The sequence below is a fragment of the Rathayibacter sp. VKM Ac-2805 genome, from assembly GCF_009834265.1.
In the GTDB taxonomy this organism is placed as follows: domain Bacteria; phylum Actinomycetota; class Actinomycetes; order Actinomycetales; family Microbacteriaceae; genus Rathayibacter.
Map to the genome: position 1 here is coordinate 2,785,652 of NZ_CP047185.1, position 22,837 is coordinate 2,808,488.

Sequence of the window (22,837 nt, forward strand, 5' to 3'; positions counted from 1 at the left end):
CCCGGCCCCGCGCCTACGGTCGGAGCATGGACGCACAGGACATCCGCTGGAACGACGAAGCCCGCGACAAGATCCTCGAGGACTCGGACAGGGTCCTCCGCGAGGCGGTGCTCGACCTCGCGACGAGCAAGAAGGGCGAGCCCTGGGAGGACGTGTTCGCGGAGCTGAACGCGCGCCTCAAGGACCGCTTCATCGACTTCGAGCCCGGCCCGGACCTCCGCAAGTACGCCGAGGCCGTCTCCGCCGGGGAGATCGAGACCGGCTCGTGAGCGAGCACGACCGCGACGCCGCGCTCGAGGACGAGATCACCTCGATCCACGCCCTGGGCGAGGGCCGCGTCGGCGAGACGGCCGGCCCGGAGGACGAGGACCACGAGCTCTCGCCCGAGCAGGACGCCCGCATCGAGTCCGAGCTGAAGAGCCGGGGCAGCGAGAGCTGATCCCCCCGGTACGCGGAAGGCCCGCTCCCCCTCGAGGGAGCGGGCCTTCCGCGTGAGTCGCGACTACGCCGAGAGGGGCTCGTAGTCGGTGTAGCCCTCGGCTCCTCCGCCGTAGACCGTCTCCTGGACGACCTCGTTCTCGGGGTGCCCGCCCTGCCAGCGCTCGACCAGGTCGGGGTTGGCGATCGCCGGGCGGCCGACGGCCACGGCGTCGGCGTGGCCCTCGCTGATCAGCTCGGTCGCCTCCTCGCGGCTGGTCGGCGAGCCGAAGCCGCTGTTGGCGATGAAGACGCCGTCGAAGCGCGAGCGGAGGTCCTGGACCAGCTCGCCGGCGGGCTCGGCGTGCAGGACGCTGAGGTAGGCCAGGCCGAGCGGGGCGAGCCCGTCGACGACGGCCTCGTAGGTGGCGCGCACGTCGTCGGCGTCGGTCTCGACGACGTCCTGGATGTTGTGGGCCGGCGAGAGGCGGATGCCGACGCGGCCCGCTCCGACCTCGTCGACGATCGCGCGGGTGACCTCGAGCGGGAACGCGGCGCGCTCGGCCGGGGTCCCGCCGTACTGGTCGGTGCGCACGTTCGAGACGGGCGAGAGGAACTCGTGCAGCAGGTAGCCGTTGGCGCCGTGCACCTCGACTCCGTCGAAGCCGGCGTCGATCGCGCGGCGGGCGGCGGCGACGAACTCGTCGCGGACGGTCGCCAGCTCCTCGGTGGTCAGCGCGTGCGGCACCGGGAACGGCTTCTTGCCGGAGGGGGTGTGCACCTCTCCGTCGATGGCGACGGCGCTCGGGGCGACGATGCGGTCGGTGCCGGTGATCTCGGTGTGCGAGACGCGGCCCGCGTTCATCAGCTGCATGACGATGCGCCCGCCCGCGGCGTGCACGGCGTCGGCGACGGCGCGCCAGCCCGCGGCCTGCGCGTCGGTCTCGATGCCGGGCTGCCCGGCGTAGCCCTTGGACTCGGCGCTGGGGAAGACGCCCTCGCTGATCAGCAGGCCCATGCTCGCGCGCTGGGCGTAGTACTCGGCGACGATCGCGCCGGGCACGCCCTGCTCGTCGGAGCGCAGTCGCGTCATCGGTGCCAGGACGATGCGGTTGGGGAGGTCGAGGTCGCCGGCGGTGAGGGGGGAGAACGGATCCACGGGATCGCCTTTCTACGGAGCTGTCTCAGGGGCTGCCCTGAGGGGGAGGCACGTGCACCTGCGGCGCACTCCGGGCGGCAACCGCGAGCGGAGCACGGTCATTCCTCCTCCCGGCGTTCTCCCATCCCCCGCGCCCCGGGCACGCGGTCGACGGCCTGCCGCCTCCCGACTCCTGCTCGGACACCCGGGCTGTCTACACTCGGGAGGCGACGACGAAGGAGTGTGCGCGATGCCGGCGAGACCCCACCACCCCGTGAGCTCCCGGCTGCTGCCGGCGCTCGCGGCCCTCCTGATCGCCGCGGTCCTCGCGCTGGTCCCCGCGACCGCGGCGACGGCCGAGTCGCCCGTCTCCTTCTCCTCCTCCACCGTCCTCGACTCGGTCGGGGTGCTGAGCTCCGGAGAGACCGCCGAGATCGAGCAGGCCTCGCGGGCCCTCTACGACCAGCACCGCGTGCAGCTGTTCGTCGCCTTCGTCGACTCCTTCACGGATCCGTCCGACCGCGCCGCGTGGGCGGACGAGACCGCGACCCGCAACGGACTGGGCACCGACGACGTCCTCCTGGCCGTCGCGGTCGACGCCCGCCAGTACCAGGTGTCGGTCGCGCAGGGCTTCGCCCTCGACGACACGCAGGTCTCCTCGCTCCAGTCCGACGACATCGAGCCGAGGCTCGCCGACAGCGACTGGGCCGGAGCCGCGGTGGCCGCCGCCGACGGGATCGGGCAGCGCCTCGACGCGCCCAGCGCCGGCGAGTCCCTCGGCTCGGGGCTGCTGATCGCGCTCGGCGTGCTCGCGGCGCTCGTCGTGATCGGCCTCGTGGTGCTGCTGCTCGTCCGCCGCGCGCGGAAGCGCCGCGCCCAGGAGGCGGTGGAGGCCTCGATCGACGAGCTCGCCACCCGTGCCGGGTCGGCCCTCGTCCACGCCGACGACGCCGTCCGCACCAGCGAGCAGGAGGTCGGCTTCGCGGAGGCGCAGTTCGGCGCCGACGCGACCGGCGCGTTCCGCGAGGCGCTCGTCACCGCGAAGCGCCTGCTCGGCGAGGCCTTCACCCTGCAGCAGCGTCTCGACGACGCCGAGCCGGAGACCGATCAGGAGCGCCGCGACGGCTACCAGCGCATCCTCCAGCTCTGCGCCGACGCCGAGCAGACGCTCGACGAGCGCGCGAGTGCGTTCGAGGAGCTGCGCGACCTCGAGAAGAACGCGCCGCAGGTCGCCGCCGCGCTCTCGGCCCGCGCCGCCGAGGTCGGCGACCGCCTCCCGTCGGCCCGCGCCCGCCTCGCCGAGCTCGCCTCCCGCTACGCGCCGACCGCGATCGACGACGTGGGCGACGACGCCGACCAGGCCGAGGACCGCCTCCGCTTCACCCGCGACCAGCTCGCCGGCGTCCAGCAGGCGCTGCAGGCCGGCGACTCCGGCCGCGCCGCCGTGCTGCTGCGCGCCGGGCAGCAGGCCGCCGAGCAGGCCTCCGGGCTCGTCGACGCGGTGGCGACGCGCGGCGACGAGCTGCAGAAGGCGGAGGCGTCGCTCGCCAGCCGCGTCGCCGAGATCCGCGCCGACGTGGCGCAGGGACGAGCGCTCGCCGCCTCCCAGGACGCGGAGTCCGCCGCCCAGGCGCAGAACGTCGCCGCGGCGGTCGCCTCGACCGAGGCCGCCCTCGACGACGTCGAGCGCGCCGCCTCCGTGCGGCCGAACGACCCGCTCGCCCTGCTCGAGGCGCTCACCGCCGCCGACGCCACGATCGATGCCGCCGTCGGCGGGTTCCGCGACGCGCAGGCCCAGCGCGAGCGCGAGCGGGCCGCCCTCGGCGCCGAGCTCACCTCCGCCCGCAGCCGCGTCTCGGCCGCCGAGGACTTCATCGCGGCCCGCCGCGGCGCGGTCGGCTCGGAGGCGCGCACCCGCGTCGCCGAGGCCGCCCGCTCGGCCGAGTACGCCGAGCGCATCGCCGCCACCGACCCCCGCGAGGCTCTCGCCTCCGCCCAGCGCGCCTCGCAGCTCGCCCAGCAGGCGCTCGAGCGGGCGCGGGCCGACGCCGGCTCCTACTCCGCCCCGAACGCCGTCGGCAGCCCCTACGGAGGAGACACGACCGGCGCGTTCCTCGGCGGGATCCTGGTCGAATCGCTCCTGGGAGGCGGACGGCGCAGCGGCTATCGCTCGGGCGGCTTCGGCGGAGGCGGGTTCAGCGGCGGCTTCGGCGGCGGCGGCTCGTCCCGGCGCTCCGGCGGCGGCGGCTTCGGCGGCGGGCGCAGCAGCGGCGGAGGCGGACGCCGCGGCGGCGGCGGGCGCTTCTGAGCGCCCCCGGGCATCCGCGCAGGACCGACGACCACCACCTCCCCCACGACTCCGGCACCACCTCCGACATCCGGCACCACCCACGACGCAAGGAGAGACACCCATGGCTCAGAGACAGTCGATCTTCGGCCGCATCGCGCAGCTCGCGAAGGCCAACATCAACGCGCTCCTCGACCAGGCCGAGGATCCGCAGAAGATGCTCGACCAGATGGTCCGCGACTACACCGACAGCATCCGCGACGCCGAGGCGGCGATCGCCACCACGATCGGCAACCTGCGCCTGCTCGAGGACGACTACCGCGAGGACGTGCAGAACGCCCAGGAGTGGGGCGGCAAGGCCCTCGCCGCGAGCCGCAAGGCCGACGAGCTGCGCACCGGCGGGAGCGCCGGCGACGCCGACAAGTTCGACGCGCTGGCCAAGGTCGCTCTGCAGCGCCAGATCCAGTCCGAGAAGGAGGCGAAGGACGCCGAGCCGACCATCGCCTCGCAGACCGAGGTCGTCGACAAGCTCAAGTCGGGCCTGAACCAGATGCGCGAGAAGCTGCAGCAGCTCTCGAGCAAGCGCGACGAGCTGATCGCGCGCTCGAAGACCGTCGAGGCGCAGAGCCAGGTCCAGGACGCCGTGAAGAGCATCGACCTGATGGACCCGACGAGCGAGGTGAGCCGTTTCGAGCAGAAGATCCGCCGCGAGGAGGCGCGCGTCCGCGGCGCGGAGGAGCTCGCCTCCTCGAGCCTGGACGCGCAGTTCGAGTCGCTCGAGGACCTCGGTGAGATGACCGAGGTGGAGGCGCGCCTCGCCGCGCTCAAGTCCGGCCGCCCGCAGGACTCGATCGGCTCCTGAGCCCGTGCGCCTCCGGCGGCGGTCCCGCCGGAGGCGCAACCCACCCTTCCCGACACGCGCGGGGCGAAGGCTGGCAATCGCCATGGTGCGGTGCCGCCGCCGTCCCCGTAGTGTTCACACCAGGTTGCCCTTGACCCCGGTCGCCCTGATGCCGCGTCCGGCCCCTACCGACGCGGTGAACCATGAGCGGACCGCCCCCGTCGGGATCGCTCGCCGAGAGACCGTCGACGCCGACGGTCACCACGAAGAGCGAGGCGCCGATGAGCACCCCCACCACCACGTCCGTCACCGGAGGCGCCCCCCGCGTCGTCCGCACCCGTCCGCGCGCCGACGGCCGCGTCAACCCGACGACCGAGTACTCCGGTCTCCTCAGCACGGTCCGCGACGCGGGGCTCCTCCGCCGCCGCACCGGCTTCTACTACACGATGTTCGGCGCGCTGGTCCTCGCGCTCGGCGGCATCGTCACCGGCTTCGTCCTGCTGGGCGACTCCTGGTTCCAGCTCCTGCTCGCCGCCGCCCTCGGCATCGTGCTGACCCAGTTCGCCTTCCTCGCCCACGAGGCCTCGCACCGCCAGGTGTTCGAGTCCGGCAAGGCCAACGACGTCGCCGGCCGCACCCTCGCGAACCTCTTCGTCGGCATCAGCTACTCCTGGTGGATGACCAAGCACAGCCGCCACCACGCGAACCCGAACGTGCTGGGCAAGGACCCGGACATCGAGCGCGACGTCGTCTCCTTCACCGCCGAGGACGCGGCCCGCTCGCGCGGCCTCTACGCCTGGCTCACCCGCCGCCAGGGCTACGCGTTCTTCCCGCTCCTGCTGCTCGAGGGCCTCAACCTGCACCTGCACGGCTTCCGCACCGTGTTCGGCAAGGGCAAGGTCGACAAGCGCTGGGTCGAGATCACCATGCTCGTCACCCGCGTCGGCCTCTACCTCGCCGTCGTCTTCTGGGCCCTCCCCCTCGGCATGGCGTTCGCCTTCGTCGGCGTGCAGCTGGGCGTCTTCGGCCTCTACATGGGCGCCTCGTTCGCGCCGAACCACAAGGGCATGCCGCTGCTGCCGAAGGAGGCGCGCGTCGACTTCCTCCGCCGCCAGGTCCTCACCTCGCGCAGCATCCGCAGCACCTGGTTCACCGACCTCTACATGGGCGGCCTCAACTACCAGGTGGAGCACCACCTCTTCCCGAACATGCCCCGCCCGGCGCTGCGCCGTGCGCAGGTCATCGCCAAGGAGTACTGCACCACCCACCAGATCCCCTACACCGAGACCTCGCTGATGGAGTCGTACGCGATCGTCGTCCGCTACCTCAACAAGGTCGGCCTGTCGGCCGGCGGCGACCCGTTCGACTGCCCCGCCGCCTCCGCCTATGGACGCTGAGCACTCCCCCTTCGGAGGCCCCTCGCACCTTCCCGGTGCGGGGGGCCTCCGTCGTTCACGGGAGCGCAAGGGGGTGCCCCCGCGGGCGGCGGAGTCGTAGCGTCGGGACATGAGCAGCTCCGACTACGACATCGAGCCCACCCCCACCGACACGACCGACGGCACCGACACGACCGACGGCGCGCGCACGCCCGACCCCGCCACCGAGACCGGCACCTCCGCGGGCCTCGACGAGGTCGGCGGCGCGGCCTCCCCCCTGGCCGACGGCGTCGGCGCCGACGGCGAGGAGCAGAACCCCCCGCTGCCCGACTGGGGCCCCACCGACGGCGTCCACGGCACCGACGCCGAGACCGACGCCTCGGGCACCGAGCAGCACTGACACGGCTCCGCGAGGGACCTCCCCGGCCGGTCGGCGAACGTTCCGACCGTGTTCCGAGGAGGTCCCTCCGTGTTCGCCGGAGGGTCGGCCGGCGCTCGGTCGGCGCGCCCTACACTGGCGAAATGCAGCCGACCGAACGCGCCCTCCGCGTGATCTCCTACAACCTCCGGGAGCACCGAGCGCACGCCGAGATCGCCCCCCTCGCCGCCCGCCACGACATCGACGTGCTGTGCCTGCAGGAGTGCGACACCACGAAGCTGCCGCAGGAGGTGGGCTCGCTCCGGCTCGCGTCCGTCACCGCCCGCAACCGCCTGGGCCTTGCCGTCTACTACTCGCAGGACCGCTTCGAGCTCTCCGGCAGCGCCGCGTTCGAGCTCAGCAAGTCCATGCACGACCGGGTGATGTCCCCCGCTCACGAGCGCCTGCTGGCCGTCCGCCTCGACGACCGCGACGGCGGATCGATCGCCGTCTCCTCCTTCCACGCCGCCCCGCTCTCGGCCGGCAACGCCCTGCGCCGCAAGCAGATCGACGAGGCGCTCAACCGGCTGCGCGAGTACGCGCCGGACACCCCCTCCCTGATGGTCGGCGACTACAACTACCCGTGGTTCTTCCGCGGACTCGACCGCCGGATGACCCGGAACGGCTACCTGGTCTCGCGGAGCGACTCCCCCACCTACGCGCGCTACCGCTACTTCAGCGGCCACTTCGACTTCGCGATCAGCGACTCCGTGCGGATCGAGCGGGTCTCCACGCTGCCCCAGGGCGTCTCGGACCACCTCCCGGTGATGGTCGACGCGCACTACGGCGTCCCCGCCGCCTGAGCGCGGGGCCCGCGGGCCCGCACGGTCGGTAGGCTCAGGGGGTGACGACCCTGATCCTCGCCCGGCACGGAGAGACTGTCTGGCACTCCGAGAACCGCTTCGCGGGCTCCTCCGACATCGCGCTGACCCCCCGGGGCCAGGACCAGGCGGCGACTCTGGCCGCCTGGGCCGTCGACGCCGACCTCGAGGCGGTGTACTCCTCCACCCTGGTCCGGGCCGTGCGCACCGCCGTGCCCGCCGCGCGGGCGGCCCACCTCGAGCTGCAGCCCGACCCGGCGCTGGTCGAGGTCGACTTCGGCCGCGGTGAGGGGCTGACCACCGACGAGATGGAGAAGCGCTTCCCGGACGAGTACCACGCGTGGGTCGCGGCGCCGGCCATCCAGCCGATGCCCGGCGGCGAGTCCGGCCTCGACGCCGTCGCCCGCGCGAACACCTCGCTCGCCCGCATCCACCGCGAGCACCCCGACGGCCGCGTGCTCGTCGTCGCGCACGGCACGCTCATCCGCCTCCTGCTGTGCGCCTACCTCGGCATCAACCCCGAGACCTACCGGCACACCTTCCCGGTGGTCGACAACGTCTCGCTGACCACGCTGCGCTGGGACGCGACCGGCGTCGGCCTGCTCGGCTACAACGTCCCGCCCGTCCAGACGCAGCGGCGCTCCAGCTGAGCGCAGCGGCCGCTCCGGAGCGGCGCCCGGCGAGCGCGGGCTCGATCGGCCTGGTGCTCGGGTCGGTCGCGAGCGTGCAGCTGGGCGCCTCCTTCGCCGTGCTGCTCTTCCCCGCCGCGGGGCCGATCGGCACCGTCACGCTCCGGCTGGTGTTCTCGGCCGTCGTGCTGCTCCTGGTCTGCCGTCCGCGGCTGCGCGGCCACAGCCGGAGCGACTGGGCCACCGTCGCCGCCTACGGTCTCGCCCTCGGCGGGATGAACGCCTGCTACTACGAGGCCATCGCCCGGATCCCGCAGGGCGCCGCCGTCACCCTCGAGGTGCTCGGGCCGCTGACGCTCTCGGTGATCGCCGGGAGGAGCGTGCTGAGCCTGGTCTGGGCGGTGCTCGCGCTGGCCGGGGTGGTGACCCTGTCGCAGGGCGGGTTCTCAGCGCTGGACCCGGTCGGCGTCGGCTTCGCGCTGGGAGCCGCAGTGCTCTGGGCCGCGTACATCGTCTTCGCCGGCCGCACCGGCGGGCGGTTCCAGGGGATCGACGGGCTCGCGCTGGCGCTGGCGGCCGGCGCGATCGTGTCGCTGCCGTTCGGCCTCGCCTCCGCCGGGCCCGCCCTGGTGGTGCCGCCGGTGCTGCTCCTCGGGCTCGCCGTGGCGGTGCTCTCCTCCGCGGTGCCCTACGCGCTGGAGCTGCTGGCGCTGCGGCGCCTGCGCTCCTCGACCTTCTCGATCCTGATGTCGCTCTCCCCCGGGGCGGCCGCGCTCTCGGGCTTCCTCGTGCTCGGCCAGCGCCTCAGCGCCGTCGAGGCCGTCGGGATCGCGCTCGTGGTCGCCGCGAGCATCGGAGCGGTGCGGACCGCGCGGACCTCCGCCTGAGCGGCGGTTCTTTTGTTAGGCTAACTATGTGCCATCGACCGAGACCGCTGAGATCCAGACCCCGCAGACCGATCTCCCGCTGACCTCCCTCGCGGGCGAGGTGCGGGCAGCGGTCGGCCGGCTCGGACGGCGGCTCCGGCAGGAGAAGGCCCAGCACGAGCTCAGCGATCCGCAGTTCAGCGTGCTCGCGCTCCTGCACCGCGAGGGCGCGAAGACCCTCGGCGAGCTGGCCGAGGCGGAGCGGGTCCGCCCGCCCTCGATGACCCGCACGGTCGGCTGCCTGGTCGACGAAGGACTCGCGGAGCGCCTCGCCGACCCCGCCGACGGCCGCGTCACCCGCATCCGCCCCACCCCGGCCGGCACCGCACTGGTGCTCGACGTGCGCCGCAGCCGCGACGCCTGGCTCGTGGCGCGCCTCGAGGAGCTCCCTCCCGAGGACCTGCGCCTGCTCCACGACGCGGCAGCGGTCCTGCGCGCGGTGGCCGACCGATGAGCGCGATGTTCCGCTCCCTCGCCGTGCCGAACTACCGCATCTGGTTCGCGGGCGCGATGGTCTCGAACGTCGGCACCTGGATGCAGCGCACGGCCCAGGACTGGATCGTGATCAACGACCTGACCGACCACGACGCGACGGCGCTCGGCGTCACCATGGCGCTGCAGTTCGGACCGCAGCTCGTGATGGTCCCCTTCTCCGGCTTCATCGCCGACCGCTTCGACCGGCGGAAGCTCCTGATGGCCACCCAGGGCGCGATGGGCGCGCTCGGCCTCGGCCTGGGACTCATCGTCGTGACCGGGGTCGTCCAGCTCTGGATGGTCTACCTCTTCGCCCTGCTGCTCGGCTTCGCCGCGGCGATCGACGCGCCCGTGCGCCAGACGTTCGTCTCGGCGCTGGTCGAGGAGCGCGACCTCACCAACGCCGTGTCGCTGAACTCGGCCTCCTTCAACTCGGCGCGGATGATCGGACCGGCCCTCGCGGGCGTGCTGATCGCCGCGGTCGGCTCCGGCTGGGTCTTCCTCCTCAACGCCGCGAGCTTCCTCGCCGTCCTGCTCTCGCTGCGCGCGCTCCACCGCGACCAGCTCCGCAGCGCCCCGCGCGCCACCCGCGGCCCGGGTGCGCTGCTGGACGGGTTCCGCTACGTGTCGAAGCGGCCGGACATCCTCGTGGTGCTCGCGATCGTGTTCCTGATCGGCACCTTCGGCCTGAACTTCCCGATCTTCGCCTCGACGATGGCGACGGTCGAGTTCGACATGGGGGCGAGCGAGTTCGGCCTGCTCTCCTCCGCCATCGCCGTCGGCTCGGTGCTGGGGGCGCTCCTCTCGGCTCGCCGCGACCGCCCGAGGCTCCGGCTCATCGTCGGCGCCTCCGCAGCGTTCGGCGTCGCGCTCGCGCTGGCCGGCGTCATGCCGACGGTCTGGGCGTTCGCGATCCTGCTCCCCTTCGTCGGCATCGCGGCGCAGACGCTGATGACCTCGGCCAACGGCTACGTGCAGCTCTCGACCGCCCCCGAGATGCGGGGCCGGGTCATGGCGCTGTACATGGCGATCTTCGTCGGCGGCACCCCGATCGGCGCACCGCTGATCGGCTGGGTCGCGAACGCCTACGGTCCGCGCCAGGCGATGCTGGTCGGCGCCGCCTCCGGGATCGCGGCGGCCGCCATCGGACTCGCCTTCCACCTCCGCCTGCGCCGCGCCGCCCGGCTCGCGGCCCCCGGGCCGGAGGCTCTGCCCGCCACCGGCGGAGTCCCCCTGCTGCGTCCGCGCGCCTAAGCCCCGTCGGCCGGTCCGCACGCCGGGCGGATCCGCGGACCGCCCACTCGACGGGTCGCCCCCGACGCGGGGCGCGACCGCCGCCCGCCCTCAGGCCTCGCGGGTGATCTCGACGCGGACGAAGAGCTTCGACGAGCGGGGCCCGGCGAACACCCCGCGCAACGGCGCGATGTCGTTGTAGTCGCGGCCCCGGCCGACGATGACGTGGCGGTCGCCGATGTCGATCAGGTTCGTCGGGTCGTAGCCGCGCCAGGCTCCTCCGCAGAACCACTCGACCCAGGCGTGGGACTCCCCCACCACGGTCTCGCCGATCTCGGCGTGCGGCTTGGGGTGCAGGTAGCCCGAGACGTAGCGCGCCGGGATGCCCACCGAGCGCAGAGCCCCGAGCACGATGTGCGTGATGTCCTGGCAGACGCCCTCGCGCGCGGTCCACGACTCCGTCGCGGTGGAGTGCACGCCGGTGACGCCCTGCCGGTAGGTCATCGCCCGGCCGATCGTCTCGGCGATCGTGAGCGCGGCCTCGCACGGCCCGGCCGCCTCGTCCGCGAGCGAGCGCGCCATCGCCGCGAGGTCCTCCGGCGGCGCGGTGCGGTGGGTCTGCTTCGACTGCTCCACGTACTCGGTGCGCGTCTCGACCTGCTCGGACAGCTGATCCCACCCGGTCGGGTGGTCGGGGTGCTGCTTCGGCCGGATCTCGACGAGCGAGGTCGCCGTCAGCGAGAGCTCGCGGTGGGCGTCGAGCACGTCGAACGACGAGACGCGGGTGCCCCAGTAGTCGGTGTAGGCGTGCACCGAGGTCACCGGCCGGATATCGAGGTTCGAGAACAGCACCAGCTGCCCGTCCGAGGAGGCGGGGAGCATCCGCGCCTCGTTGTAGGACGCGACCACGTCCCCCGCGTAGGTGAAGCCCGTGGTGTGCCTGATGCGCAGCCTGCTCACAGCGCCTCCCCGATCCAGCTCGGCATGACGTTGGTGGGGAAGTACCGCTGGCGGATCGCCTCGGACGCGGCCGAGGTCGCCTCCTGCACGCTGTCCATGTGCCGCGGCAGGTCCTCGAGGATGTCGGTGATCGGCCGGAACTCCAGCTCGCTGCGGATCCGCCCGAGGACGCGCTGCGCGTCGCCGGAGTGGCCGATGCGGCCGGTGCGCGGCTCGATGTCGCGCATGCACGCCTCCGCCCGCGAGACCGAGAAGAGGATCGAGCGCGGGAACAGCCGGTCCAGGAGGAGGAACTCCGCCGCGTTCCGCGCGCTCGGCACGCCCCGGTAGGTGCGCAGGTACGCCTCGTAGGCGCCGCAGGAGCGGAGGATCGTGGTCCAGGAGGGGCCGCTCGCCTCGGTCAGCGAGCGGGTGGCGAGCAGGCGGGCGGTCATGTCGGCGCGCTCGATCGAGCGGCCGAGCGTGAAGAACTGCCAGGCCTCGTCGCGCGAGGTCGCCGACTCGATGATGCCGACGGCGAGGGCGGAGCGCTCCCTCACCCAGCTGAAGAACTCCGACACCCGCTCGCCCGAGACGCGGCGCGGCATGCGGGTGCGCGTGGTGTTGAGGCACTCCCAGAGCTCGGTCGAGACGATCTCGCGCGCCCGGCGGGCGTTCTCGCGGGCCGCGCCGAGCGAGTAGGCGATCGAGGCGGGGTTCGTGCGGTCGATCGCGAGGATCGCCAGCACGTCGGCACGGGTGATCTCGCGCATGTCGTCGGGCGGGGTCGAGCCCATCACCGACAGGAGCGAGCGGCAGGCCGTGTCCTCGTCGATCCACGGGTCCTCGAGCAGGAGCTGGAGGTGGACGTCGAGGATGCGGGCGGTGCCGTCGGACCGCTCGATGTAGCGGCCGATCCAGAACAGCGACTCGGCGATCCGGGAGAGCATCAGTCGTCCTCCCCCGCCGCGAGCGTCTGCTGCTGCTGCTGCTGGTCCTGGTCGGTGTTCGGCGCGTCCTGCGGCGAGTGGTCGGGCGTGTGGTTGAGCGGGTAGACGATCGGGATGGAGCTGGTGACCGCGGCCTGCTCGGCGACGAGCGCCTGGATGTCGCGCGCCTCGGGATCGGCGCTGCGCGCCTCCTCGAGGCCGACCACCCAGGTGTCCTTCGATCCGCCGCCCTGCGACGAGTTGACGACGAGCTGCCCCTCGGGGAGCGCGACGCGGGTCAGGCCGCCGGGCAGCACCCAGACGTCGGTGCCGTCGTTCACGGCGAAGGGCCGCAGGTCGGCGTGCCGGGGGCGCATCCCGTCGTCGACGAGGGTGGGGATGGTGGAGAGCTGCACGACCGGCTGCGCGATCCAGCCGCGCGGGTCGGCCTGGAGGCGGGAGCGCAGCTCCGCGAGCTCCTTCGCCGAGGCGGCCGGCCCGACGACCAGGCCCTTGCCGCCGGAGCCGTCGACCGGCTTCACGACGAGCTCGTCGAGGCGGTCGAGCACCTCCTCGAGCGCTCCCGGGTCCTCGAGCCGCCACGTGTCGACGTTCTTGATCACCGGCTCCTCCGAGAGGTAGTAGCGGATGAGGTCGGGCAGGTAGGTGTAGACGAGCTTGTCGTCGGCGACGCCGTTGCCGACCGCGTTGGCGATCGTGACGTTCCCGAGCCGGGCCGCGAGCATCAGCCCGGGCGAGCCGAGCATCGAGTCGGCGCGGAACTGCAGCGGATCGAGGAACTCGTCGTCCACGCGGCGGTAGATCACGTCGACCCGGGTCGGGCCGGAGGTGGTGCGCATGAACACCTTGCCGCCCGTGCAGAACAGGTCGCGGCCCTCGACCAGCTCCACGCCCATGAGGCGGGCGAGGAGGGTGTGCTCGAAGTAGGCGGAGTTGTAGACGCCCGGGGTGAGCACGACCACGGTCGGGTCGTCGACGCCCTCGGGGGCGGAGGCGCGGAGGGCCTGCAGCAGCTTGTTCGGGTAGTCGCCGACCGGGCGCACCCGCATCGAGACGAACAGCTCGGGCAGCGTCTGCGCCATCACCCGGCGGTTCGAGATGACGTAGGAGACGCCGGAGGGCACTCGGACGTTGTCCTCGAGGACCCGCCAGCCGCCCTTCTCATCGCGGATCAGGTCGATCCCGGACACCTGGATCCGCACGCCGTTCGCGGGGACGATCCCCGCGGCCTGCCGGTGGAAGTGGCTGGAGCTCGAGATCAGCCCGGCGGGGATGACGCCGTCGGCCACGGCGTTCTGCGGGCCGTAGACGTCGGCGAGGAACGACTCGAGAGCACGGACCCGCTGCTTGATGCCGGTCTGCACCTCGTTCCACTCGGCGCGCTCGATCACCCGGGGGACGGCGTCGAGGGGGAACGGCCGCTCCTCCCCCGCGAAGTCGAAGGTGACGCCCTGCGCGAGGTAGGAGGAGGCGAGCGCGTCGGTGCGGCCGCGCAGCTCCTCCTGGGTCATCCGCGCGAGCGAGGAGTAGATGTCGCGGTAGGCGCCGCGGACCCCGTCGGGGCCTCCGGTCGACGCCACGTCGGCGAACATCTCGTCCCAGGGGGTGGCGCCCGTGTCGGGCCGCTCGACCTTCTGGGACCCGTATCCGTCGAAGAGGTCACCCATGGCACGACTCTAGTGCGGGGCGTATTGCGGGGATGTTTCGGGCGGCCGCGGGGCGAGCGGGGCGGGTCGGCGACGTCCGGGCACGGCACCGGCGCCGTCCTCCGACAGGCCGGCGGAGGCCCGGGCATCCTCGGGAATAGATCCGGCCGCACGTGGTTGAATGAGGATGTACATGCAAACGCATGGACCAGGCCCCACCGGGCCGGAGGACAGAAGGAGCGCCTGATGCAGTTCGGCATCTTCACGGTCAGCGACATCACGACCGACCCCACGACCGGACGGACCCCGTCCGAGTCCGAGAAGATCCAGGCGACCCTCGCGATCGCGCTGAAGGCGGAGGAGATCGGCCTCGACGTCTTCGCCCTGGGCGAGCACCACAACCCGCCGTTCTGGTCCTCCTCCCCCACCACCACGCTCGGCTACCTCGCGGCGAAGACCGAGAGGATCACGCTCTCCACCGCGATGGCCCTCATCACCACGAACGACCCCGTGAAGCTCGCCGAGGACTACGCGATGCTCCAGCACCTCGCCGGCGGCCGCGTCGACCTGATGCTCGGCCGCGGCAACACCGGCCCCGTCTACCCGTGGTTCGGCAAGGACATCCGCCGCGGCATCGAGCTGACGATCGAGAACTACGACCTGCTGCACCGCCTGTGGACCGAGGACTTCGTCGACTGGGAGGGCCAGTTCCGCACGCCCCTCCAGGGCTTCCAGTCGACCCCGCGCCCCCTCGACGGCGTCGCGCCGTTCGTGTGGCACGGATCGATCCGCTCCCCGCAGATCGCCGAGCAGGCCGCTTACTACGGCGACGGCTTCTTCGCGAACCACATCTTCTGGCCCGCCTCGCACACCCAGAAGATGGTGCAGCTCTACCGCCAGCGCTTCGAGCACTACGGCCACGGGACCGCCGATCAGGCGATCGTCGGCCTCGGCGGGCAGATCTTCCTGGCGAAGAACTCGCAGGACGCGGTCTCGCAGTTCCGCCCCTACTTCGACAACGCCCCCGTCTACGGCCACGGCCCCTCGCTCGAGGACTTCACGGAGCAGACCCCGCTCACCGTCGGCTCCCCGCAGCAGATCATCGACCGCACCCTCGGCTTCCGCGAGTACGTCGGCGACTACCAGCGCCAGCTCTTCCTGATGGACCACGCGGGACTCCCGCTGAAGACCGTCCTGGAGCAGATGGACATGCTCGGCGAGATCCTCCCCGCCCTCCGCGCCGGCTTCGCCGAGGGCCGCCCCTCGCACGTGCCCGACGCCCCCACCCACGCCTCCCTCGTGGCCGCGCGCGACGCGCAGCCCGCGGCCGAGCCCGTCACCGTCTAGTCAGGAGCTCTCCATGGACACCCGCAGGATCACCGTCCTCTCGGCCGGCCTCAGCCAGCCGTCCTCGACCCGGCTGCTCGCCGACCGCCTGGCCGACGCCGCCGAGTACTCCCTCGCCGAGCAGGGCTTCGCCGTCGAGCGGAGCGTCGTGGAGCTGCGCGACCTCGCGCACGACGTCACGAACAACCTCCTCACCGGCTTCGCGAGCCCCGCACTGCAGACCGCGCTCGACGCGGTCGCCGGCGCCGACGGCCTGATCGCCGTGACGCCGATCTTCACCACCAGCTACAGCGGGCTCTTCAAGTCGTTCGTCGACGTGCTCGACACGGAGGCGCTGCGCGGTCTGCCCGTGCTGCTGGCGGCCACGGGCGGGTCCCCCCGCCACTCCCTGGCCGTCGACTACGCGATGCGCCCGCTCTTCACCTACCTGCACGCGGCGCCCCTCGCGACCACCGTGTTCGCGGCGACGGACGACTGGGGCGGCGCGACCGAGGACGGACGGGCGCTGCCCTCGCGCATCGAGCGCGCCGGACGCGAGCTGGCCGACGAGGCCGCCCGCTCCTCCCGCTCGGGCTCCGCGCCCGACCCGTGGGCGCTCGACGGCTCGTTCGAGGGGATGCTCGGCCGCCGCGGCTGAGCGTCCGCCGGGCGGATCGGCCGCGCCTCTCATGGATCGGCCGATCCGTCCAGCCGCGATTCCCGCGGCCCTGCCGGAATAGCCTGCCCCCGGGAGCCTGCCGCTGGCCCCCGGAAGGAGGCCGTCATGGGCCTGACCGGCAAGGGTCTCCCCGCGGGGGCTCTCGACCTCTCGCAGCTCGGACGCGCGGTCCTCGACCGCCGCCGCTTCCTCGGAGCGCTCGGCGTCGCCGCCTCCGTCCCGGTCCTCTCCGGCTGCGGCTTCGCCCCCGCGGGCCCCGCGGCGAGCGCCGGCAGCGACACCCTCACCTTCACCACCTGGGGCACCGACGCCGAGCTGGCCGGCTTCCAGCGCGCGATCGACGCGTTCCAGTCGGCGAACGCCGGCGCCACCGTGACCCTCAACGCGGTCCCGTACGAGCAGATGTTCACCAACATCGACGCGCAGCTGCAGGCGGGGAACCCGCCGGACGTCTTCCGGGTCCCGTACTACACGTTCGGCAGCTACGCCGGCCGCGACCAGCTCCTGGACCTGTCGGGCTTCCTCGACTCCGACGTCGCCGAGCGGTTCACCGATCCGGCCTGGGCCGCAGTGCAGAGCGGCGGGAGCCCCTTCGGCGTCCCCCACCACACCGACACCTCGCTGATCCTCTACAACACCCAGGTGCTGGCCGACGCGGGCGTCACCTCCTTCCCCTCCTCGCCCGAGGAGGCGTGGACCTGGGAGGAGTTCACCGAGGTCGGGCGGAAGCTGCGCGCCTCGCTCCCCGGCGAGCGCTACCCCTTCGCCTACAACTGGCAGGGCAACGGCGTCACGCGCTGGCTGAGCCTGCTGTTCCAGGCCGACGGCCGCTTCCTCACCGAGGACCTGTCCGGGCCCGCGATCGACTCCGCCGCCGGCCGCGCCGCGATCGACTTCAGCCGCAGCTTCTTCACCGACGGCCTCGTGCCACCGAGCAGCTCCGTGCAGGCGACCACCTACGCCAGCGACCTCTGGTACTCGCAGACCACCGCGATGACCTTCGCCGGCGCGTTCCTCATCCCCGACGCCGACTCCACCCTCGACTTCGAGTGGGGCGCCACCTACTCCCCGCGCAACGTGCGCGGAGGCGGCGACTTCGGCGGCAACGCCCTCGTCGCGACCAAGGCCGCGAAGAACCCGGAGCTGGCCGCCTCCTTCCTCGCGTTCGTGACGGAGGAGGAGGCGATGCGCGACTTCTGCGCCGGCGCCTCGCTCCTCCCCACTCGCCGCGACCTCACGGAGTCGGGCATCGAGTTCGCCGTGCGCCCCGAGCTCGCCGAAGTGTTCCTCGGCCAGGCGGGCACCGTCCAGGCGTCCGACTCGGCGCAGGTCGCCTCGCCCGACATGGCCGCGATCATCACGGTGCTCAAGGAGCAGCTGGAGCAGGCCTTCGTCGGCGGGCGCAGCACCGAGGACACCATCGCCGGCCTCACCTCCGGCATCGCGGCCGCGACGCAGTGAGCCGGTCGGTCCTCGCGCCGGAGGCGGTGACCGCCCGCCCCCGGCGCACCTCCCGCGCCCCCGCCCGCGAGACGGCGGCCGCCTACGCGTTCCTCGCGCCGAACCTGCTGATGCTCGGACTGTTCGTGTTCGTCCCCTTGGGCGGCGCGTTCCTGATCGGCTTCCAGCGCACGAACGGCTTCGGCGACGGCGTCTTCGTCGGGCTCGACAACTACGCGCGGCTGCTCGGCGACGGCCTCTTCTGGCGCTCGACGCTGAACACGGCGCTGTTCACCCTGATCGTGACCCCGCTCTCGATGGCGCTGGGCCTCGGCGCGGCGGTGCTGATGAACTCGGTGCTGCCCGCGCGTCCGGTGTTCCGCAGCATCCTCATCCTGCCGATGGCGGTCTCCGGCGTGGCGACGGCGCTGATGGGCGTGCTGATCTTCGACGAGAACAGCGGCGTGCTCGACGGCATGCTCCAGACGATCGGCCTCCCCCGGATCGCCTGGCAGTCCGGCGGAGCGGCCGCCTTCGCCTCCGTGGTGCTCGTCACCCTGTGGTGGCGCACCGGCTTCAACATGCTGATCTACCTGGCGGGGCTGCAGGGGGTGAACCCGGCGCTCTACGAGGCGGCCCGGCTCGACGGAGCGAACGCGTGGCAGCAGTTCCGCCACGTGACGCTGCCGCTGGTCGGCCCGTCGTCGTTCTTCCTGCTCATCCTCAACGTCATCTACTCGTTCCAGGTGTTCGACATCGTCTTCGTGCTCACCGGCGGCGGACCGCAGAACGCGACCTCGGTGCTCGTGACCTACGCCTACGACACCGGTTTCGTCACCCGCGACCAGGGCTACGCCGCGGCCATCGGCATCGTGCTGCTGATCCTGACCATGATCTTCACCGCGGTGCAGTGGCGCACCAACCGCTCGAGGGACCTCGTCGAATGATCCGCACGTCGCGCACCTCGCGCCTGCTCCGCCTCGCCCTCGCCCTCGGTGTCTCGGTGGTCATCGTCTTCCCGCTGTACTGGATGGTCGTCGTCGCGTTCTCCTCGCGGTCCGAGCTGCTCGGCGGCACCCTCCGCCTCTGGCCGCGCGAGCTGACGCTGGTGAACTTCGAGCGGGTGTTCTCGTCGTTCCCCGTGGCGACCTGGTTCGGCAACTCCCTCGCGATCAGCCTGGTCACCGCGCTGATCACCGTGACGATCAACCTGCTCGGCGGCTACGCCTTCGCGCAGCTGCGGTTCCGCGGATCCGGAGTGCTCTTCCTCCTGGCCCTGTCGACGCTCACCCTGCCCGTGCAGGTGATCATGGTGGCGCTGTTCCGGCTCGTCACCGACCTCGGCCTCTACGGGAGCTACTGGGCGGTGATCCTGCCGACGGCGGCCTCGGCGTTCGGGCTGTTCCTGGCGCGGCAGTTCATCCTCGCGATCCCGCGGGACCTGATCGAGGCGGCCCGGATCGACGGCGCCGGGCACTTCCGCGTGTTCACGGCCATCGTCCTCCCCCTCTCGAAGCCGCTCATCGCCGTGCTCTTCTTCATGTCGCTGCTCGGCTCCTGGAACGACTTCGCCTGGCCGCTCATCGCCCTGAAGGAGAACGCGCTGTTCACGCTCCCGATCGGGCTGCTCTTCCTCCAGGGGCAGTTCGGCAGCGACTACGGAGCGACCATGGCGTTCGCCCTGGTGAACGTCGTGCCGATGGTGGTGCTGTTCCTGGTGTTCCAGCGCTACTTCGTGCAGGGCTTCGCGCGCAGCGGCCTCCGCTGACCCCGCGGCGGGGGGGTGCGGATCGGTGCGCTGAGCGGCCATTCGTCCCCCCGTCCGGGGCCGGGAGTGTCAATCCCCCCGTTCCGCCGACGCGGCCGGCGCCGCCCCGCGGTACCGTCGTCGCAGGCGCCCACCTCGTGCGCTCCGGAGCGCACCGTTCGAGCGGAAGGCGGGATCGCCATGAGTACCGTCGCCGCGAACGCCGCCCAGCAGAAGGTGGCCGGCCGCTACTACCTGATCGAGCGCATCGGCTCCGGCGGGATGGGCTCGGTCTACCGGGCCCGCGACGAGACCGTGCAGCGCGAGGTCGCCGTGAAGGTGTTCCGCGCGGAGGCCTCGAACCCCGAGGACGTGGCCCGCCAGGAGCGCGAAGTGCGGATGCTGAGCTCCTTCGCCCACCCCGGCATCGTCAACCTCTTCGACGCGGGGCTGCACAACTTCGGCGGCGAGGTCCGCCGCTACGTCGTGATGGAGCTCGTCGCCGACCCCACGATGGAGGCGCGGCTCGAGTCCGGCCCCCTCCCGGCGGCGGAGGTCGCGGCGATCGGCACGCAGCTCGCCGAGGCCCTGGCCTACCTGCACGAGCGCGGCGTCGTGCACCGCGACGTGAAGCCCGCGAACATCCTGGTCAGCGAGGTCGCCTCCAGCGGCTACGCCCGCACCGCCAAGCTCACCGACTTCGGCGTGGCGCACTTCATGGACGGCTCCCGCCTCACCAGCGACGGCGTCGTGATCGGCACCGCGAGCTTCGTCAGCCCGGAGCAGGTCGCGGGCGAGCCGATCAGCGGAGCGAGCGACGTCTTCTCCCTCGGCCTGGTCCTCCTCGAGGCGATCACCGGTCACCGGGAGTACTCGGGCACCGTCCTCGAGGCGGCGATCGCCCGCCTCCACCGCAGCCCCTCCGTGCCCGACACCCTGCCTGCGGAGTGGCGGGCGCTGCTGACCTCGATGACGCAGCGGGACCCGGAGAAGCGGCCGACCGCCGACGAGGTCGCGCACCGGCTCCGCGGCGGGATGACGACGGGCTCGGCTTCGGGCGCGCCGACCGCCTCGGACTCGCGCGCGGCACGGATCCGGCGCTCCGTGATCATCGGCTCGAGCGTGGTCGGCGTCGGCGCGATCGCGGCGCTGTCGTGGATGCTCGGAGCGCTCGCCGGTCGCTGACCGACCGGGCGCGAGGCCCTAGGCCTCGCCGGGGAACGCGGGACGGAGCACGATCCGCGTCCAGGCGCCCACGTAGATTCGATCGCCCTCCTCGACCTCGCGGCGCTGACCGGCGGCGATCGGCGACTGCGGAAGCGACGCCCCGGCCGGTGCGAGGTACGTGCCGTTCGCCGACTGCAGATCCTCGACCCACCAGCGGTAGCCGTCGGTGCTCAGCTGGCAGTGGCGCCGCGAGACACCGGAGTCGGAGCCGCAGTCCACCTGCGGCGAGATGCCACGGGAGACGGACGGGCGGCCGACGAGCAGGGTGCGCTCGCGGAGGACGACGGTCGCGGGCGGGCCGGGCGAGGGCATCGGGTCGTCGGCGCGCTGCTCGGCGTACCACTCCGGGTCGACCCAGAGCTCGGCGATCCACGGGCGGTCCGGGTCCGCGGAAGCGGCGGCGGGGCGGGCGGAGCCGGTGGCCGGCGCGGACGCGGACTCCTCCTCCGACACTGAGGCCTCGGGTGCCGCGTCGGGGGCTGCGGCCTCGGGTGCAGGGGCCTCCGGGATCACCTCGGTCGGCGGAGCGGCGGGCGGCGCGGTCGCGACGGGGGTGTCGAAGCCGGCCTCCTGCTCCGGGACCAGCTCGGTGGGAGCCGCGGGATCGGCCTGCGGCGCGGGCGCCTCGCCCAGGTGCTGGGCCGGGTCCCCCGACGGCGTCGCGGAGCCGCCGACCTCGCCCGGAGCGCGGACGGCACCGGAGGAGGTGAACGGATCGGCCTCGGGGAGGGAGCCGGTCGTGAAGTCGTAGCCGCAGTTCTCGCAGAACAGGGCGCCGGGCTCGTTCGGGAACGAGCAGTGCGGGCAGACCGAGGGGCCGGTCGGGATCGCGGTGGTCGGCGCGGCGGGGGCGGGCGACGGGGCCGCAGCGGCACCGATGGGCGCTCCGCAGACGTCGCAGTAGTCGCCGGACTGCGAGGTGTGCCCCTCGGGGCAGCGGAAGCTCACTTGCGCACCCGCGTGGTCTTGGTCGACGCGGTGTCCAGCGCCATCTCGTCGAGGCGGTCCACGCCGCGCTTGAGCCGCACGGTGCCCTCGTTCGGGTCGTCGATCTCGACGACCTTCCGCAGCTTCGCGGTCGCCTCGTCGTTCCCGGTGACGGAGGCGAGCTGCACCGCGCGCCCGAGCTTGACCGTGGCGGTCGCCTCGTCGCCCCGCGCCTTGGCTGCGAGCCCGTCCTGGATCGCCGAGGCGAGCTCGGTCTGGCCGGTGTAGTGGGCGACGGCGGGGTCGATGCGGGCGGTCAGGGCGGAGTCGTCCGTCCAGCGCGCCTTCACCAGGGCGGAGGCGACCACCTCGTCGCGCACGCTGAGCTGCACCCGCGCGGCGAGCTGCTCCGAGCCGACCGGCTTCGACGCGACCCGGACCGCCACGTGGTACTCCCGCGACTCGTCGCCCCAGGCGCCGGTCGGGTAGGCGCCGGTGAGCGGGTTCACGGCGTTCCGCCGGGAGCTGAGGTCCTCGAGGTTCGGAGCGACCTGGCGGACGAAGAGCAGCTGCGCGCCCTGCGGAGTCCAGACGCGGAGCTCGCCGTTGGCGACTCCCCGGCCCATCGACGCCCGCATCAGCGACTCGAAGTCGGCAGCCATGTCGGCCGGGTTCGCGATCAGGCCCACGGTGCCCAGCAGGGCGCTCGCGATGGTGCGCGCCTCCTCGACGATCCAGCGGGAGCCGACGCCGCGCACGTCGCACTGGAAGTCGCCCGACGCCGCGCGGATCGCCGCGTCCAGCTGCATCCGCGACTCGTGCTCGTTCTTGCCGTCGGTGAGGAGGATCGCGTGCCTCTGCGTCGCCTCCGGCACGGTCGCGAACAGCTGGCGGGCGAGGGTCAGCCAGGTGCCCATCGCGGTGCCGCCGTCGGCCTGGAGGTAGCCGATCGCCTCCTTCGCCGCGGCCCGCGCCCCCGGCTCCATCCGCACCATCGAGACGGTGGCGTTGGGGTAGGGGAAGGCGCGGTCGGCGCGCTCGGATCCGGCCACGACGGCGAAGAAGGTGCCGTCCAGGATCTGGTCGACCGCCACGGCGGCGGCGCGCTTGGCGGCCGTCATGTTCTCGCCGGTCATCGATCCGGAGCAGTCCACGATGATGATCTCGGCCGCGGCCCCGTCGGACCCGGCGACCCCCGTGCCGGACGCGGTCACCGTGACGATGGCGTGCACGTCGGTGGCGCCGTCCGAGAGGAACTCGTTCTGGAAAACACTCGCGCTGAACTCCGCCATTCCGGCAGTTTACGGGGACGCCCGGCCCGAGCGGCCCTCCATCGCCGAGGATCGGCCGGGCATCGCGGCCCGACGCCTGCACGACAGCTGTCGGGGCGGGCGGA

The 22,837-nt window shown here is 72.9% G+C and carries 23 protein-coding genes; 17 read left to right on the plus strand and 6 right to left on the minus strand.

Annotation, left to right across the window (positions count from 1 at the left end):
- The first annotated feature begins 26 nt into the window (after window positions 1–26).
- Both GSU40_RS13040 and GSU40_RS13045 read left to right on the plus strand, forming a co-directional pair.
- Window positions 27–269 carry a hypothetical protein gene (locus GSU40_RS13040; RefSeq protein WP_068251275.1) on the plus strand — a complete coding sequence of 81 codons (243 nt, stop codon included), beginning with the start codon at window positions 27–29 and terminating at the stop codon, window positions 267–269.
- Window positions 266–439: a hypothetical protein gene (locus tag GSU40_RS13045; protein ID WP_160035225.1), complete on the plus strand. Its 174-nt coding sequence runs from the start codon at window positions 266–268 to the stop codon at window positions 437–439. Before GSU40_RS13040 ends, GSU40_RS13045 begins: the two co-directional genes overlap by 4 nt.
- 63 nt (window positions 440–502) lie before the next feature.
- Here the strand turns inward: GSU40_RS13045 and GSU40_RS13050 are convergent, their stop codons facing one another.
- Entirely contained in the window at window positions 503–1,576 is a 1,074-nt protein-coding gene (locus GSU40_RS13050; RefSeq protein WP_104238614.1) for an alkene reductase, read from the minus strand.
- Between the two features lie 229 nt (window positions 1,577–1,805).
- Between GSU40_RS13050 and GSU40_RS13055 the strand changes: the two genes are divergently transcribed.
- The 9 genes from GSU40_RS13055 to GSU40_RS13095 all read left to right on the plus strand — a co-directional run bounded on the left by GSU40_RS13055 (window position 1,806) and on the right by GSU40_RS13095 (window position 10,581).
- Complete coding sequence (locus tag GSU40_RS13055) at window positions 1,806–3,863, plus strand: TPM domain-containing protein (protein ID WP_160035227.1); 2,058 nt, start codon at window positions 1,806–1,808, stop codon at window positions 3,861–3,863.
- Between the two features lie 103 nt (window positions 3,864–3,966).
- Complete coding sequence (locus GSU40_RS13060) at window positions 3,967–4,704, plus strand: PspA/IM30 family protein (RefSeq protein ID WP_104223858.1); 738 nt, start codon at window positions 3,967–3,969, stop codon at window positions 4,702–4,704.
- Between the two features lie 260 nt (window positions 4,705–4,964).
- Complete coding sequence (locus GSU40_RS13065; protein WP_104226226.1) at window positions 4,965–6,080, plus strand: acyl-CoA desaturase; 1,116 nt, start codon at window positions 4,965–4,967, stop codon at window positions 6,078–6,080.
- Between the two features lie 109 nt (window positions 6,081–6,189).
- Complete coding sequence (locus GSU40_RS13070) at window positions 6,190–6,459, plus strand: hypothetical protein (protein WP_104226203.1); 270 nt, start codon at window positions 6,190–6,192, stop codon at window positions 6,457–6,459.
- 122 nt (window positions 6,460–6,581) lie between these two features.
- Window positions 6,582–7,280 (plus strand): endonuclease/exonuclease/phosphatase family protein, encoded by a 699-nt coding sequence (locus tag GSU40_RS13075; RefSeq protein WP_104223855.1) that lies wholly within the window; start codon window positions 6,582–6,584, stop codon window positions 7,278–7,280.
- 41 nt (window positions 7,281–7,321) lie between these two features.
- Window positions 7,322–7,948, plus strand: coding sequence for a histidine phosphatase family protein (locus tag GSU40_RS13080; RefSeq protein ID WP_104223854.1), 627 nt, complete (start codon window positions 7,322–7,324; stop codon window positions 7,946–7,948).
- A gap of 53 nt (window positions 7,949–8,001) precedes the next feature.
- A complete protein-coding gene (locus GSU40_RS13085) occupies window positions 8,002–8,814 on the plus strand; it encodes an EamA family transporter (protein WP_244229480.1) in 813 nt (270 codons plus the stop codon).
- A 28-nt stretch (window positions 8,815–8,842) separates the two neighbouring features.
- On the plus strand, window positions 8,843–9,307 hold the full coding sequence (locus GSU40_RS13090; RefSeq protein ID WP_244229481.1) for a MarR family transcriptional regulator: 465 nt from the start codon (window positions 8,843–8,845) through the stop codon (window positions 9,305–9,307).
- Window positions 9,304–10,581, plus strand: coding sequence for an MFS transporter (locus GSU40_RS13095; RefSeq protein ID WP_160035229.1), 1,278 nt, complete (start codon window positions 9,304–9,306; stop codon window positions 10,579–10,581). Before GSU40_RS13090 ends, GSU40_RS13095 begins: the two co-directional genes overlap by 4 nt.
- A gap of 90 nt (window positions 10,582–10,671) precedes the next feature.
- On the opposite strand, the gene GSU40_RS13100 is transcribed toward GSU40_RS13095, so the two are convergent.
- The 3 genes from GSU40_RS13100 to GSU40_RS13110 are packed head-to-tail and all read right to left on the minus strand — an operon-like array spanning window position 10,672 to window position 14,116.
- Window positions 10,672–11,520: a transglutaminase family protein gene (locus GSU40_RS13100; RefSeq protein ID WP_104223852.1), complete on the minus strand. Its 849-nt coding sequence runs from the start codon at window positions 11,518–11,520 to the stop codon at window positions 10,672–10,674.
- Window positions 11,517–12,449: an alpha-E domain-containing protein gene (locus GSU40_RS13105; RefSeq protein WP_104223851.1), complete on the minus strand. Its 933-nt coding sequence runs from the start codon at window positions 12,447–12,449 to the stop codon at window positions 11,517–11,519. The genes GSU40_RS13100 and GSU40_RS13105 overlap by 4 nt, the downstream gene beginning before the upstream one ends.
- On the minus strand, window positions 12,449–14,116 hold the full coding sequence (locus GSU40_RS13110) for a circularly permuted type 2 ATP-grasp protein (RefSeq protein ID WP_160035231.1): 1,668 nt from the start codon (window positions 14,114–14,116) through the stop codon (window positions 12,449–12,451). The genes GSU40_RS13105 and GSU40_RS13110 overlap by 1 nt, the downstream gene beginning before the upstream one ends.
- A gap of 225 nt (window positions 14,117–14,341) precedes the next feature.
- Here GSU40_RS13110 and GSU40_RS13115 point away from each other — a divergent pair, with 225 nt between their 5' ends.
- From GSU40_RS13115 to GSU40_RS13140, 6 genes are all read left to right on the plus strand, one after another.
- The gene (locus GSU40_RS13115) at window positions 14,342–15,442 is read left to right on the plus strand and encodes an LLM class flavin-dependent oxidoreductase (protein WP_104223849.1); all 1,101 of its coding nucleotides are present in this window, start codon (window positions 14,342–14,344) and stop codon (window positions 15,440–15,442) included.
- A gap of 13 nt (window positions 15,443–15,455) precedes the next feature.
- Window positions 15,456–16,079, plus strand: coding sequence for an FMN reductase (locus GSU40_RS13120; RefSeq protein WP_160035233.1), 624 nt, complete (start codon window positions 15,456–15,458; stop codon window positions 16,077–16,079).
- A 126-nt stretch (window positions 16,080–16,205) separates the two neighbouring features.
- A complete protein-coding gene (locus GSU40_RS13125) occupies window positions 16,206–17,561 on the plus strand; it encodes a sugar ABC transporter substrate-binding protein (RefSeq protein ID WP_160035235.1) in 1,356 nt (451 codons plus the stop codon).
- Window positions 17,562–17,587: 26 nt separating this feature from the next.
- Window positions 17,588–18,487: a sugar ABC transporter permease gene (locus tag GSU40_RS13130; protein WP_244229482.1), complete on the plus strand. Its 900-nt coding sequence runs from the start codon at window positions 17,588–17,590 to the stop codon at window positions 18,485–18,487.
- Window positions 18,484–19,308 (plus strand): carbohydrate ABC transporter permease, encoded by an 825-nt coding sequence (locus tag GSU40_RS13135; RefSeq protein WP_104223846.1) that lies wholly within the window; start codon window positions 18,484–18,486, stop codon window positions 19,306–19,308. Before GSU40_RS13130 ends, GSU40_RS13135 begins: the two co-directional genes overlap by 4 nt.
- A 180-nt stretch (window positions 19,309–19,488) precedes the next feature.
- A complete protein-coding gene (locus tag GSU40_RS13140; protein ID WP_104223845.1) occupies window positions 19,489–20,472 on the plus strand; it encodes a serine/threonine-protein kinase in 984 nt (327 codons plus the stop codon).
- Between the two features lie 18 nt (window positions 20,473–20,490).
- Here the strand turns inward: GSU40_RS13140 and GSU40_RS13145 are convergent, their stop codons facing one another.
- Together GSU40_RS13145 and GSU40_RS13150 are read right to left on the minus strand one after the other, a co-directional pair.
- Window positions 20,491–21,462 carry an FHA domain-containing protein gene (locus tag GSU40_RS13145; RefSeq protein WP_160035237.1) on the minus strand — a complete coding sequence of 324 codons (972 nt, stop codon included), beginning with the start codon at window positions 21,460–21,462 and terminating at the stop codon, window positions 20,491–20,493.
- Window positions 21,459–22,733, minus strand: a complete 1,275-nt coding sequence (locus tag GSU40_RS13150) for a VWA domain-containing protein (protein WP_104223843.1) — start codon at window positions 22,731–22,733, stop codon at window positions 21,459–21,461. Before GSU40_RS13150 ends, GSU40_RS13145 begins: the two co-directional genes overlap by 4 nt.
- Window positions 22,734–22,837: the final 104 nt, after the last annotated feature.

Excerpts from the sequence above, each read along its gene's own strand:
- GSU40_RS13040 (WP_068251275.1), top strand. The coding sequence starts at position 27 with ATGGACGCACAGGACATCCGCTGGAACGACGAAGCCCGCGACAAGATC.
- GSU40_RS13055 (WP_160035227.1), top strand. The coding sequence starts at position 1,806 with ATGCCGGCGAGACCCCACCACCCCGTGAGCTCCCGGCTGCTGCCGGCG.
- GSU40_RS13060 (WP_104223858.1), top strand. The coding sequence starts at position 3,967 with ATGGCTCAGAGACAGTCGATCTTCGGCCGCATCGCGCAGCTCGCGAAG.
- GSU40_RS13065 (WP_104226226.1), top strand. The coding sequence starts at position 4,965 with ATGAGCACCCCCACCACCACGTCCGTCACCGGAGGCGCCCCCCGCGTC.
- GSU40_RS13070 (WP_104226203.1), top strand. The coding sequence starts at position 6,190 with ATGAGCAGCTCCGACTACGACATCGAGCCCACCCCCACCGACACGACC.
- GSU40_RS13075 (WP_104223855.1), top strand. The coding sequence starts at position 6,582 with ATGCAGCCGACCGAACGCGCCCTCCGCGTGATCTCCTACAACCTCCGG.
- GSU40_RS13095 (WP_160035229.1), top strand. The coding sequence starts at position 9,304 with ATGAGCGCGATGTTCCGCTCCCTCGCCGTGCCGAACTACCGCATCTGG.
- GSU40_RS13105 (WP_104223851.1), bottom strand. The coding sequence starts at position 12,449 with ATGCTCTCCCGGATCGCCGAGTCGCTGTTCTGGATCGGCCGCTACATC.
- GSU40_RS13110 (WP_160035231.1), bottom strand. The coding sequence starts at position 14,116 with ATGGGTGACCTCTTCGACGGATACGGGTCCCAGAAGGTCGAGCGGCCC.
- GSU40_RS13115 (WP_104223849.1), top strand. The coding sequence starts at position 14,342 with ATGCAGTTCGGCATCTTCACGGTCAGCGACATCACGACCGACCCCACG.
- GSU40_RS13120 (WP_160035233.1), top strand. The coding sequence starts at position 15,456 with ATGGACACCCGCAGGATCACCGTCCTCTCGGCCGGCCTCAGCCAGCCG.
- GSU40_RS13125 (WP_160035235.1), top strand. The coding sequence starts at position 16,206 with ATGGGCCTGACCGGCAAGGGTCTCCCCGCGGGGGCTCTCGACCTCTCG.
- GSU40_RS13135 (WP_104223846.1), top strand. The coding sequence starts at position 18,484 with ATGATCCGCACGTCGCGCACCTCGCGCCTGCTCCGCCTCGCCCTCGCC.
- GSU40_RS13140 (WP_104223845.1), top strand. The coding sequence starts at position 19,489 with ATGAGTACCGTCGCCGCGAACGCCGCCCAGCAGAAGGTGGCCGGCCGC.
- GSU40_RS13150 (WP_104223843.1), bottom strand. The coding sequence starts at position 22,733 with ATGGCGGAGTTCAGCGCGAGTGTTTTCCAGAACGAGTTCCTCTCGGAC.